This window comes from Actinospica acidithermotolerans, assembly GCF_018139625.1.
Lineage (GTDB): Bacteria > Actinomycetota > Actinomycetes > Streptomycetales > Catenulisporaceae > Actinospica > Actinospica acidithermotolerans.
Window position 1 is genome coordinate 15208 of sequence record NZ_JAGSOH010000098.1, and the last position, 12856, is coordinate 28063.

Annotated in this window: 10 protein-coding genes and 1 riboswitch; of the genes, 7 read left to right on the forward strand and 3 right to left on the reverse strand. The window is 73.0% G+C overall.

The window, feature by feature from the left end; genetic code table 11:
* Nucleotides 1-89 precede the first annotated feature (89 nt).
* Nucleotides 90-1421, forward strand: a complete 1332-nt coding sequence (locus tag KDK95_RS37900) for a class I SAM-dependent RNA methyltransferase (RefSeq protein WP_212520884.1) — start codon at nucleotides 90-92, stop codon at nucleotides 1419-1421.
* 9 nt (nucleotides 1422-1430) lie between these two features.
* Nucleotides 1431-1525: riboswitch (ZMP/ZTP riboswitch) on the forward strand.
* 30 nt (nucleotides 1526-1555) lie between these two features.
* Nucleotides 1556-2839 (forward strand): serine hydroxymethyltransferase, encoded by a 1284-nt coding sequence (gene glyA / locus KDK95_RS25830; RefSeq protein WP_212520885.1) that lies wholly within the window; start codon nucleotides 1556-1558, stop codon nucleotides 2837-2839.
* A 68-nt stretch (nucleotides 2840-2907) separates the two neighbouring features.
* Here glyA and pruA read toward each other — a convergent pair whose 3' ends face one another.
* Together pruA and KDK95_RS25840 are read right to left on the reverse strand one after the other, a co-directional pair.
* Nucleotides 2908-4533 carry an L-glutamate gamma-semialdehyde dehydrogenase gene (gene pruA, locus KDK95_RS25835; RefSeq protein ID WP_212520886.1) on the reverse strand — a complete coding sequence of 542 codons (1626 nt, stop codon included), beginning with the start codon at nucleotides 4531-4533 and terminating at the stop codon, nucleotides 2908-2910.
* A 27-nt stretch (nucleotides 4534-4560) separates the two neighbouring features.
* Complete coding sequence (locus KDK95_RS25840; protein ID WP_212520895.1) at nucleotides 4561-5487, reverse strand: proline dehydrogenase family protein; 927 nt, start codon at nucleotides 5485-5487, stop codon at nucleotides 4561-4563.
* Nucleotides 5488-5634: 147 nt separating this feature from the next.
* Here KDK95_RS25840 and KDK95_RS25845 point away from each other — a divergent pair, with 147 nt between their 5' ends.
* From KDK95_RS25845 to KDK95_RS25865, 5 genes are all read left to right on the forward strand, one after another.
* Nucleotides 5635-6795, forward strand: a complete 1161-nt coding sequence (locus KDK95_RS25845; protein WP_212520887.1) for a PucR family transcriptional regulator — start codon at nucleotides 5635-5637, stop codon at nucleotides 6793-6795.
* Nucleotides 6796-6852: 57 nt separating this feature from the next.
* The gene (locus tag KDK95_RS25850; protein ID WP_212520888.1) at nucleotides 6853-8352 is read left to right on the forward strand and encodes a DNA polymerase IV; all 1500 of its coding nucleotides are present in this window, start codon (nucleotides 6853-6855) and stop codon (nucleotides 8350-8352) included.
* 42 nt (nucleotides 8353-8394) lie between these two features.
* Entirely contained in the window at nucleotides 8395-9117 is a 723-nt protein-coding gene (locus tag KDK95_RS25855; RefSeq protein ID WP_212520889.1) for a methyltransferase domain-containing protein, read from the forward strand.
* A 227-nt stretch (nucleotides 9118-9344) separates the two neighbouring features.
* Nucleotides 9345-9752 carry an SCO2097 family morphological protein gene (locus KDK95_RS25860; RefSeq protein WP_212520890.1) on the forward strand — a complete coding sequence of 136 codons (408 nt, stop codon included), beginning with the start codon at nucleotides 9345-9347 and terminating at the stop codon, nucleotides 9750-9752.
* Between the two features lie 173 nt (nucleotides 9753-9925).
* Nucleotides 9926-10108, forward strand: a complete 183-nt coding sequence (locus KDK95_RS25865) for a hypothetical protein (RefSeq protein WP_212520891.1) — start codon at nucleotides 9926-9928, stop codon at nucleotides 10106-10108.
* Between the two features lie 146 nt (nucleotides 10109-10254).
* Here KDK95_RS25865 and KDK95_RS25870 read toward each other — a convergent pair.
* Nucleotides 10255-12856, reverse strand: a 2602-nt coding sequence (locus tag KDK95_RS25870; RefSeq protein WP_212520892.1) for a transglutaminase TgpA family protein, incomplete at its 5' end; no start/stop codon positions are given.

Below are 12856 nucleotides of genomic sequence, written 5' to 3' on the forward strand. Positions count from 1 at the left end.
TCCGCCGGTTCCGGTTGTCTGTGCGGGTGCGGCGGCGGACGGCCTACCCTTGAGTGTCCGATCCCCCTGCGACAGAAACGACAACCGCCGTGCCGCGCGCTGCTTCTTCAAAACGTCCCGTTTCCCGCACCGACGCCGGCCCCTCGCTCGTCGGCGAGCGCTTCGAGGTGGCCGTGGAACGGGTGGCGCACGGCGGATTCTGCGTCGGCCGGCACGAGGGCCGCGCCGTCTTCGTGCGGCACGCGCTGCCCGGCGAGCGGGTCTTGGCGCAGGTGACGGAGGGGCACGCGGGCGACCGCTACCTGCGCGCGGACGCCGTGCAGATCCTGGAGGCCTCGGCCGACCGCGTCGAGGCGCCCTGCCGGTATGCGGGCGCGGGCGGCTGCGGCGGATGTGATTGGCAACACGTCGCGCCCGAGGCGCAGCGCCGGCTGAAGGCCGCCGTCGTCGAGGAGCAGCTGCGTCGGCTCGCCGGGATCGATCGCAAAGTCGAGGTCGAGCAGGCGCCGGGCACGCCGGACGGCCTCGGCTGGCGCACCCGCGTGCAGTTCGCCGTCGACGACAAGGGGCGGCTGGGCCTGCGCAAGAGCCGTTCGCACGACATCGTGCCCGTCGAGGCCTGCGCGATCGCGGCACCCGGCGTCGAGGAGGTCGGGGCCGAGCAGCGGACGTGGGAGGGCGTGGCCGGCGTCGAGGTGATCGCCGCGAGCGGATCCTCGGACCGGGCCGTCGTCGTGACGCCGCTGCCGAAGCCGCACGGCCGGATGCCGATCGTCGAACTGGACGTGCCCGTCTCGGTGCTGCGCGGGGACGGCGAGGGCGGCGCACGCCGCGTACACGGCCGGGCGCAGGTCCGCGAGGTGGCCGCGGGCCGCACCTGGAAGGTCAGCGGCTCCGGCTTCTGGCAGGTGCACCCGGCCGCAGCGGACGTGCTCAGCGAAGCCGTGCTGGCCGCCGTGGAGGCGCGGCCGGGCGAGACCGCCATGGACCTCTACTGCGGCGTGGGGCTGTTCGCCGCCGGGCTGGCCGAGGCGGTCGGCGAGGACGGCGAGGTCGTCGCGGTCGAGTCGGACAAGGGCGCGGTCGAGGACGCGCTCGTCAACCTGGAGAGCTACGACCAGATCACCATCGTCGAAGACCGCGTGGACAAGGCCCTCAAAGACGCTCCCGAGGGCTTCGAGGCAGAGGTCGTCGTGCTCGACCCACCGCGGTCGGGAGCGGGCCGGAAGGTGGTCGAGGGAATCACCGCGCTGCGCCCGCGCGTCGTCGCGTACGTCGCATGCGACCCGGCGGCGCTCGCCCGCGACCTCGGCTACTTCGCCGAGCAGGGGTACGAGCTCGACACCCTGCGCGCCTTCGATCTGTTCCCGATGACCCAGCACGTGGAATGCGTGGCGCGACTGGTGCCCGCGGGCCGATAGGATTCCCTCAGGGAAGGCCGCGACTGGCGCCAGCGAGGTGGAACGGACCACCGGGGAGCGGCTTGGAATCACGACAGTGGGCACCGTGCGCCTGGGTGGCCGCCAACATGTCGAGTCACTGACCTGGAGGCACCATGCACGAGCCCGCTGTTCCCCACCTGACGGCCGCCGATCCCGAGATCGCGAACCTGGTGCAGGCCGAGGCCCAGCGCCAGCACGACAAGATCCGGATGATCGCGTCCGAGAACTACGTCTCGACGGCCGTTCTCGAGGCCACCGGCACCGTCTTCACCAACAAGTACTCCGAGGGCTACGCCGGCAAGCGCTACTACGAGGGCCAGCAGGTCGTCGACCAGCTCGAGCGGCTCGCGATCGACCGGGCCAAGTCGCTGTTCGGCGCCGAGCACGCCAACGTGCAGCCGTACTCGGGCTCGCCCGCGAACCTCGCCGTGTACCTGGCGTTCATGAACCCGGGCGACACCGTGCTCTCGATGGAACTGGCGCACGGCGGCCACCTCACGCACGGCTCCCCGGTCTCGGCCACCGGCAAGTGGTTCCGGCCCACGCACTACGGCGTGCGCAAGGAGACCGGCCGGGTCGACATGGACGACGTGCGCGAGATCGCGCTGCGCGAGCGGCCCAAGATGATCATCGCGGGCGGCACGGCCATCCCGCGCACCATCGAGTTCGCGGCCTTCGCCGAGATCGCCAAGGAGGTCGGCGCGATCCTGCTGGCCGACATGGCGCACATTGCCGGCCTGGTCGCGGGCGGCGCGCACCCGACCCCGTTCGGCCACGCGGACGTCGTGTCCACCACCACGCACAAGACGCTGCGCGGTCCGCGCGGCGCGATGCTCTTCTCCACCGAGGAGCACGCGAAGGCGATCGACAAGGCCGTCTTCCCCGGCCTGCAGGGCGGTCCGCACAACCACACCACGGCGGCGATCGCGGTGGCGCTGGCCGAGGCGGCCCGGCCCGACTTCAAGGACTACGCGGCGGGCGTGGTGGCCAACGCCAAGGCCCTCGCGGCGGCGCTCACCGAGCGCGGCTTCGACCTGGTCTCCGGCGGCACGGACAACCACCTGCTGCTCGTCGACCTGACGAACAAGGCGGTCACCGGCAAGGTGGCGGCCAAGGCGCTGGACGCGGCCGGCATCGAGCTGAACTTCAACGCGGTGCCCTTCGACCCGCGCCGTCCGTTCGACCCCTCCGGCCTGCGCCTGGGCTCGGCCGCGATCACCACCCGCGGCCTGACCACCGCGCACATGCCGCAGATCGCCGCGTGGATCGAGCGCGCGGTCACCGCGGCCGGCCGCGGCCCGCTGGACGACGCGGACGTCGCCAAGGACCTGGACACCGTCGCCGGCGAGGTCCGCGACCTGCTCGGCGGCTTCCCGATGCCGGGCTACACCGCCTGATTCGCAGTTCTAGGAACGGAAAACGGCCCCTCCGCCTTCTGGGCGGAGGGGCCGTTTCCTACTTCCCGTCAGCCCATGTGCGGGTAACGGTGGTCGGTGGCGGGGACGAAGGTCTCCTTGATCGAGCGCGGGCTGGCCCAGCGCAGCAGGTTCTGCGCGGAGCCGGCCTTGTCGTTGGTGCCGGAGGCGCGGCCGCCGCCGAAGGGCTGCTGGCCGACGACGGCGCCGGTTGGCTTGTCGTTGAGGTAGAAGTTGCCCGCCGCGAAGCGCAGGCCGTGCGCGGCCCTGGCCAGCACGCCGCGGTCGCCGGCCAGGATCGAGCCGGTCAGCGCGTACGGCGAGGTGTGGTCGATGCGCTCGACGACCGCGTCGAAGTCGGCCTCGTCGTAGACGTGCACGGACAGGATCGGCCCGAAGTACTCGGTGGTGAAGATCTCGTCGTCCGTGTTCTGCGACGTGAGGATCGTCGGGCGCACGAAGTAGCCCTGCGCGTCGTCGTAGGTGCCGCCGGCCAGGACGTCGATGTCGGGCGCGGCGTGCGCCCGGTCGATCGCCGCCTTGTGCCTGGCGAACGCGCGCTCGTCGATGACCGCGCCCATGAAGTTGGACAGGTCGGTGACGTCGCCCATGGTCAGGCCGTCGACCTCGGCGATCAGCTCGTCCTTGATCTGGTTCCACAGCCCGCGCGGCAGGTAGGCGCGCGAGGCGGCCGAGCACTTCTGGCCCTGGTACTCGAAGGCGCCGCGGGTCAGCGCGGTCTTCACGACGGCCGGGTCGGCGCTGGCGTGTGCGAGCACGAAGTCCTTGCCGCCGGTCTCGCCCACGAGCCGCGGGTACGAGCGGTAGCCCGCGATGTTCTCGCCGACCGTGCGCCAGAGGTGCTGGAAGGTCTTGGTGGAGCCGGTGAAGTGGATGCCCGCGAGGTCCGGGTGCGCGAGCGCCACCTCGGAGACCGGGATGCCGCTGCCCGTCAGCATGTTGATCACGCCCGCGGGCAGGCCCGCCTCCTCCAGCAGCCGCATCAGCAGGTGCGCGGAGAACTGCTGGGTCACCGAGGGCTTCCACAGCACGGTGTTGCCCATCAGCGCCGGGGCGGTGGGCAGGTTGCCGGAGATCGCCGTGAAGTTGAACGGCGTGATCGCGTAGACGAAGCCCTCGAGCGGCCGGTAGTCGGTGCGGTTCCACACGCCGGCGCTGGAGGTCGGCTGCTCCTGCAGGATCTGCCGGGCGAACGCGACGTTGTAGCGCCAGAAGTCGGCGAGCTCGCAGGCCGCGTCGATCTCGGCCTGCTGCGCGGTCTTCGACTGGCCGAGCATGGTGGCCGCGTTCAGCCGGGCCCGCCACGGGCCGGAGAGCAGGTCGGCGGCCTTCAGGAAGACGGCGGCGCGGTCGTCGAAGGACAGCTCGCGCCAGTCCTTCGAGGCCTTGGCGGCGGCGTCGATCGCGTCCTGCGCGTCCTGCCGGGTGGCCTCGCCGAGGGTGCCGAGCACGTGCCGGTGGTTATGCGGCTGGACGACGTCCTGCTTGCCGCCGCCGCCCATCCGCTGGGCTCCGCCGATCGTCATCGTCAGGTCGACGGGATGCGTCTGCAGCTCGTCCAGGGCCTGCATCAGGCTCGCCCGCTCGGGCGAGTTCGGGGCGTACCCCAGCACCGGCTCGTTGACCGGCTGCGGAACGTTGGTGACTGCGTCCACGGTGGGGGTTCCTTTCGAGGCTTCGGGTCAGCGGCCGATCAGGGCACGGAGGAAGAAGGCGACGTTCGCGGGCCGTTCGGCCAGCCGGCGCATGAAGTAGCCGTACCAGTCGGTGCCGAAGGGCACGTAGACGCGCATCCGCTCGCCGGCCCGGGCCGCCTTCAGCTGCTCGTCCTGCCGGATGCCGTAGAGCATCTGGAACTCGTGGTCCCCGGCGGTGCGGCCGTTGGCCTGCGCGGCGGCGCGGCCGGCGCGGATCATCCTGGAGTCGTGCGAGGCCACCATCGGGTAGCCGCCGCCCGCCATCAGGATCGCCAGGCAGCGCTCGTACGCGGCGTCGACCTCGGGCTTGTCCTGGTGCGCGACGGACGCGGGCTCGGCGTACGCGCCCTTGACCAGGCGTACGCGCGAGCCGGGGTACGCCAGGTCGCGGCAGTCCTGCTCGGTGCGGTGCAGCATCGACTGGAGCACGGCGCCGACCCACGGGTAGTCCTCGCGCAGCACCTTGAGCACGCGCAGCGTGGAGTCGATGGTGGTGTGGTCCTCCATGTCGAGGGTCACGGTCGTGCCCGCGTCGGCCGCCGCGACGCAGACGGCCCGCGCGTTGTCCAGGGCCAGCTGCTCGCCGCCGCCGGGCAGCGCCTGGCCGAGCGCGGAGAGCTTCACGGAGACCTCGGCCGCGTCCGCCAGCCCCTCGGCCTTGAGCCGGGCCAGCAGCGCGACGTAGCTGTCCCGGATCCCGGCCGCCTGCGCGGCGGAGGTGGTGTCCTCGCCGAGGTGGTCGAGCGTCGCGTAGAGGCCCTGCGCCTTGAGCGCGCGGACCGCCGAGATCGCGGCGTCCATGTCCTCGCCGGCCACGAAGCGGTCGACGACCTTGCGGGTGACCGGGATCGAGGTCACGGCCCGGCGCGCGAAGGGGCTGCGCGAGGCCCTGAGTAAGACGGTTGAGAGCACTGCGGCCACTGCTTGCCTCCGAGAGCGGAACGTCCTGTCCGCGCACACGGTAAGGAGTCCGGCCGCCCCCCGGCGAGAGACATGCGTCTGTCCGAGCGAACAACTTCTTCAGACAATTGTATGATGAGTGCGCCGGATCGGCGGATCATGAGAGGTAGCGCGATGGTCCCGGACCTGCAGGACCTGGTGGACGACGCGGCCAGGATCACCGAGATGGCGGTCACCCTGGAGGACCGCGAGTTCAACCTCGTCGCGTTCTGCTCGCACCAGTCCGTCGCCGACGAGGTGCGCCGGGACTCGATCCTGACCCGCCGCTCGACGTCCCAGGTGCGACGCTACTACGAGTCCTTCGGCATCGCCCGGGCCGACGGTCCCGTCCACATCCCGGCCGATCCGGAGCGGCACCTGTTCGGCCGCGTGTGCGTCCCGGTGCGCTGGCAGTCCGTCACCTACGGCTACCTGTGGCTGGTCGAGGACCACGCGGTCGACCCGGCGGTGCTGCCCGAGCTGCTCGACCTGGCCAACCGCGCCGGGATGGAGCTGGCCCGGCACTCGCGGCTGCGCGACGACCTGGGCTGGAAGGTCGGCGAACTGCTTTCCACCTACCCGGAGACCCGGGCCACGGCCGCGCGCGAGATCGCGGAGTCCTGGGCCAGGACGGAGGCGACGCCGGTCGCCGTCGTGGTGCTGCGCTCGGTCGGCGGCGAGCAGGCCCCGGTGCCGGTCAACGCCTGGCGGCTGCCGCGCACCGTGCTGGTCGGCACGGCCGAGCTGGGGTCCACCTTCATCGTCCCGCTCGGCGCCGCCGAGGATCTGGCGCAGGCTCGGGCGGTCGCCAGGGCCGCGCTCGCCGCGCTGCGCGGCACCGCCTCCGACGAGCCGGTCGTCGCCGGGATCGGCGGCCCGGTCGGCACGCTCGCCGAGGCCCGCGACTCCTGGCTCCAGGCGCGCATCGCGGCCCGCGTCGGCGCGTACGAGCCGGGAGCCTCGGGCCCGCTCGAATGGCCGGACCTCGGCGTGTACCGGCTGCTCGGCGTCGCGGCCGACCCGCGGCTGCGCCAGGCCGTGACCAGGCCCGGGATCGAGCGGCTGCTGCGCGAGGGCGGCGACGAGCTCGTCCGCACGGCTCTGACGTACCTCGACGAGGCCGGCAGCGCGCAACGCGCCGCCCAGGCGCTCGGGATCCACCGGCAGACGCTCTACCACCGGCTGGAGCGGATCGAGAAGCTCACCGGCCTCGACCTGGACTCCGGGCGCGACCGGCTCGGCCTGCATCTCGCCCTGACCCTGCTGCCGCGACTCGACTAAGGCGTTCAGCGCCCTCGTTAGCAGCCTTTTGTCGGTGGTGACGTGCAGGATGGTGTCATGCGCGCCGTTCCGTCGATCCTCCACATCGACATGGACGCCTTCTTCGCCGCCGTGGAGCAGCGGCACAAGCCGAGCCTGCGCGGAAAGCCCGTGGTCGTCGGCGGAGTCGGGCTGCGCGGAGTCGTCTCCACGGCGAGCTATGAGGCGCGGGTGTACGGCATCGGCTCGGCGATGCCCACCGCCGTGGCCCGCAGGCGGTGCCCGAACGCGGCGTACCTGTTCCCGAGATTCGGCGCGTACCACGAGGTCAGCCAGGTGGTGATGGGCCTGCTGCGGGAGGTCACGCCGCTGGTCGAGCCGGTCAGCCTGGACGAGGCGTTCATCGACCTCGCCGCGATGCCGGACGGCGGCCCCGGAACCGTCGAGGACGTGCGCGCGCTGGCCCGCCGGATAAGCGACCAGGTCGAGCAGCGCACCGGGCTGACGGCCTCGGTCGGCGCGGGCACCTCGAAGCTGGTGGCGAAGGTCGCCTCGGATGCCGAGAAGCCGCACGGCTGCGTCGTCGTCGCGGGCGGATCCGAGCAGGAATGGCTCGACCCGCTCCCGGTCCGCAAGCTGTGGGGCGTCGGCCCGGCGACCGCCGACCGGCTGCTGAAACTCGGCGCGACGACGGTCGCGCAGCTCCGGGCGCTGAGCGAGTCCGAGCTCGTCGGCCTGCTCGGGCACGCGTGGGGCGGCCAGCTCTACCGGCTCTCCCGCGGCCAGGATGATCGCGAGGTGAGTCCGGACCGCGAGACGAAGTCGGTCAGCGTGGAGGACACCTACCCGCACGACCTGATGGACCGCCCGGCGATCCGGGCGGCGATCACGGAGCTGGCCGAGCGCGTCGTACGGCGGCTGAAGGAGAGCGGGCACACCGGCCGGACCGTCACGGTCAAGGCGCGCGGCCACGACTTCACCACCGTCACCCGCTCCGAGACCCTCGCCGCGCCCACCGACGACCCCCGCCTGCTGATCCCGGCCGCGCTGCGCCTCGTCGACGGTGCCGCCGACGCCGCGACCGGCCAGATGCACGGCATCCGCCTGCTCGGCGTCGGCATCTCGGGCCTGGCCGAATACGCCCAGGGCGATCTGATCGCAGAGCTCGAAGGCCTCGCCGCCGAGGAGGACGAGGCGGACGGCGAGCCGGAGCGGGAAGGCGAGGCCGCAGCGGTCCGAGCGCAGCCGGACCCGGCGCCCTCGGCCGTCCCCGGCGCCACCGCGCCCTCGGCCGTCCCCGGTGCGCCTTCCGCCGTCCCCGCCGTCACCCTCTACGGTCCGGTCCCGGTCGCGTCCGAGGGCCGCCGCTGGCTCGCCGGCAAGGACGTCCGGCACGCCGAGCGCGGCCCGGGCTGGGTGCAGGGCGCCGGCCTCGGCCGGGTCACCGTCCGCTTCGAGGGCCCGGACACCCCGCCCGGCCGGATCGGCACCTTCTCCGTCGACGACCCCGCCCTCGAACCGGTGGACTCAGCCGAGGTCGCCCGCGCCGCGCTGCCCGCGCGGGCCGTCGGCCACTAGGCTGGGTGCGGTTCTCCAGTCACAGAAAAGGACGTGCCGGCCATGGCAGCAGAGCGCACTCAACCGGGGACGTCGGCGCGCACCGGGGTGGTGTGGGAGGTGCTGGTCGGCGGCCTGGCCAGGCTGGCCGGGAGCACCGGGGGCGGCGCGCTGGACGTCGTGGACCTCGGCGGCGGGACCGGCGGCTTCGCGGTGCCGCTGGCCCGGCTCGGGCACCGGGTGACCGTGGTCGACCCGAGCCCGGACGCGCTCGCGTCGCTGGAGCGGCGGGCCGACGAGGAGGGCGTGTCTGAGCGGGTGCGCGCGGTGCAGGGGGACCTGGGCTCGGTCTTCGACGCCGTCGCCAAGGAGAGCGCGGACGCGGTCCTGTGCCACGGCGTGCTCGAGGTCGCGGACGACCCGGTCGAGGGCATGGGCGCCGCGGCACGGGTGCTGCGGCCCGGCGGCCTGGCCAGCGTGCTCGCGGCCAGCAGGGACGGGCTGGTCGTCGCCCGGGCGCTGAACGGCAACGTGGCCGGCGCGCTGACCGCGCTGCACGGCCCGACCCCGCGCCGGTTCACCGAGGACGCGCTGGTCGAGCTGGTCGTGGCCGCCGGGCTCGACGTCGTCTCGCAGCACGGCGTGCTGCTGTTCGCCGACCTGGTGCCGACCGCCGCGGCCGACGACCCGGACCTGATCGAGTTGGAGCTCGCTACGGCTTCCCGGCCCGAGTTCCGGGCGCTCGCGACCCGGCTGCACGTGCTCGCCTCCCGCCCCGGAGCGTGACCGAATCGGTCGATATCCGCGAAAACGGCCACCGAAGGTCACCGAGCGTGTCCGACTGGTCGTCAGGTCGGCGTGCGCGGGGCTCGAGTGGGGGATATACCCGGGTATCCCGTTCCTTCCCGGCCCGGGGCTGCCTATTCTGGAGGTGGGCACCGGTGGAGCCCGGGCGCAACCACGCCCGCGCGACAAGCGTGTGTCCGGCGTAGAAAGAATTCGAGGAGGAATCCGTGCCACTGTCCGAGCACGAGCAGCGGCTCCTTGAGCAGCTGGAGCGGGCCCTCCAGGACGAGGACCCGAAGTTCGCCTCCGCGCTGCAGGGCGACCGCTTGCGCCGACGGCTCAAGCTGCGTCTGCTGCTTGCCTGCGTCGGCATGCTGCTCGGCATCGCCGCCCTGGTCTACGGCCTCGTCGCCACGCACCACCTGCCGGCCCTCGAGATCGCGGGCGGCGCCGTCTTCGTCGGGTGCGCGTGGATCGCCTGGACCTGCTGGCGGCGGATGCCCGCGCCGGGCGAGATCGTCCCGGCGGTCAAGGCCAAGGCCGCCCGTCGCGCGTCCACCGGCGGCCCGCGCGGCGGCTTCATGCAGCGGATGGAGCTGCGCTGGCAGCAGCGCAGGGAGCGCGACGGCTTCTAGGCGGCGCGAGTTTCGCGCGGGGCGTCGCGCCATCGTGCCGCTGCTGGCTGCCGTCGCCCGCGCGTGCCCGCGGAGGAGGCTGCCTCTCGTGCGCGTGCCCGGGGAGCCTGCCGTTGCACGCGCGCGCACGGGGAGGAGCCTGCTCGCACGCGCATGCCGGGCGGAGCCTGCCGTTGCGTGCCCGGGGAGCCGTCGCACGCGCATGCGCGTGCCCCGGTGGTCCGGGAGCCCGCCTTGCCGCGGGCCGGGTCGTCCAGCTCGCCGGCGACGACGGCCTCTACTGGCTCCCGGCCTCCAGCGTGATCTCGCTGATCGGCGGCGTCGCCAACGCCTGGCTGTTCATGACCCGATCCTGACACCGGCGGCCGCCAGCGCCGCCAGCGTCGCCAACGCCTGGCTGTTCATGACCGGGTCCTGATACCGGCGGCCGCCAGCGCCGCCAGCGCCGCCAGCGCCGCCCGCACCGCCGGCGCCGCTACTGCCGCCAGCGCCGCCAGTGCCGCTAGTGCCGCTTGCGGTGCCAGGGCAGCCGGATGTTGTCCAGCGAGGAGCTCGGCAGCACGGCCGCGCGCAGCCGCGCTGCCCGGCCCGCCGCGGCGCCGAGCGCGGTGCGCACCCGGTTGACGTCGCCGGGCAGCGTGCGCGCCTCGTCCGCCCCGATACGCGGGTCCGGGGAGTAGACCGCCCGCTCGACCAGAGTCGTCACCCGGCCTACCGCCGCCTCGCTCTCGCCGTCGAAGTCCGCAGCCACCGCGAGACGCCCGGCGAGCTGGCGCGGGGTATCGCTCTCCGACCAGGCGTAGCCGAGGTCTCTGGCGTACTCGCGCAGCTCCTCCCACGCCGCGAACGCGAGCTCGCGCCGCGCCTCCGTGGAGACCGCGGAGGGCGCTATGAGGGTCGCCGTCCCGCCGCCGGGGCCGGCCGCGGCGCCGACGGACAGCCCGTCGTCGCCGGGTTCCTCGCCCGATTGCGTTTTCGGCTTCTTCGGCCCGCCGTCGGCCGCGGCCTTGCGCAGCAGCTTTCTGCGCTTACGGCGCCGCCGCAGCCGGGCGATGCCGGGCGTGGCCGCGGCGAGGAGCAACAGCAGCAACAGCAGTTTCACGCCGACTTGGATCGGGCTGCCGCTCAGGAACCAGTCGTCGAAAGTTCGCGGGATTACTCCGAACGGGCCCCATGACGCGAAGGGCGTGCTCGTCGCGGCGGAGCTCGCGGTCTGGTTGCCGCACCCGGAGGTCGCGTCCTGCTCGGAGACGTGCCGCAGCTTCGGGGAGGTGCCGTTCGCGCACTTGCCCGCCGACGAGGTACTGCTCGGCGCGGCGGACGCGGCCGACGAGGCGCTCGCTCCGGCCGACGCGGAGGACTGAGCCTGCGTGACCGTCCACGGCTGCACGTCCGCGCGGCCGGTGGACACGATGCTCGGGGTCGGCTCGAACTGGACCCAGCCGATGCCGTCGAAGTACAGCAGCGGCCACGCATGCGCGTCGTGCGTGGTGACCTGGTAGCCGCCGTCCGAGGTCTCCTGGCCCGGCGTGTAGCCGACCGCGACCACGGCCGGTATGCCGAGCGCGCGGGCCATCGCCGCCATCGTCGCGGCGAACTGCTGGCAGAAGCCCTGCCTCGTCTGCAGGAAGCTCTCGATCGCCGAGACGCCGGTGCCGCTGATCTTCGGGTTCAGCGTGTACTTGAAGTTCGCCAGGAAGTAGTCCTCGAGCGCCATCGCCTGCTGGTACGGCGTCACATCGCCCGCCGTGATCTGCTCGGCGTCCGACTTGAGCAGCTGCTTCACGCTCGAGGGGAGCGACAGGTAGTTCTTCGCGAGTGAGTCCTGGCCGACCGTCGCCTCCTGGAGCTGCGCCGCCGTCGGCGTCACCTGCCAGCTCGTGGTCGTGTAGTGCGCGCCCTGGCGCGAGTGGTCGCCGCCGTCGTTCACGTAGACGGTGAGCGTGTTCTGGTCGATCTGCACGTCCGGCAGCCCGACCTCGTCCGTCGTCGCGTACGGAGTGGGGGCCGAGCTGAAGCCGAAGTTGCCGTCGACGGTCACCGAGACGTGCACCGTCGTGCGGGCGACGGCCGAGTCCGTCAGGCCGGGCACCGTGACCGAGCCGGGGTCGCCGGGGACGGCGCTGCTCGCCGGATCCCATTCGGTGCCGTTGAACTGGGTCAGCACCTCCTGCTGGAAGTACTCGCGCAGCGGGCTGGCGGAATCGGTGTGGTACTGGAAGAGCTGGACCGCCGTAGGACTCTGCAGGTCCCGGGCGATGTCCACGCTCTGGTTCAGATAGATGGTGCCGTTGCCGCCGTTCCCGCCGCCCGAGCCGCCGCCGGCGAAGTGGAAGATCTGCGGAGTTGCCGGGATCAGCAGAGGGACGAACAAGGCCGCGAGGATCGACCAGGTCGCGATCTGCCGGGTCAGCCCCGAGTTCGTGGCGCCCACCAGCGAGGGCCGCCCGCTGCGCTGCACGGCCCGGCCCCACTGGCCGAGCCGCTCGTGGCCGTCCGTGCCGACCAGCGCCAGGTAGCCGGCCGCCGCGCAGGCGAAGGCGAGCCAGCTGTAGCCGCCGGGCTGCCGCGTCGCCGGGATCAGGTAGACCGCCAGGATCGGCGCCCCGGCCACCACCGGACGGCGGCAGGTCACGGCTATGACCTCGATCGCGAAGGCGTACCCGGCGCCGCACACCGACATCAGGACCGTGATGTTCGGCGTGGCCGGGGCCGGCACCGAGAACTGCTTCAGGTCGTTCCCGCCCGCGCTGACCCGGTCGGCCAGCTCGCGCAGGGCGCCGGGCCCGGGGACGATCCCGCCGATCGCGGTGTCGTGCGCGAACAGCAGCGCCAGCGCCACGACGACGACGACCGCTTGCGCGAGCACGATCAGCGGACGCGGCACGTTCGCCGCCCGCAGCCCGATGCCGGCGCCCGCGATCAGCAGCGAGACCAGCAGCAGCACGAAGAACCACGCGCCGAGGTGGATCAGCCGCGCGAGGCCGATCGCCGAGGCCATCGTCGCGAACACGGCCGCCGTCGGGAGCTGCCAGGTGCGCGCGGAGCGAAGGGTGGAGGGCATCAGGAGGCCGTCCCGTTCGAGGTGGGCCGCGGTGGGGCGG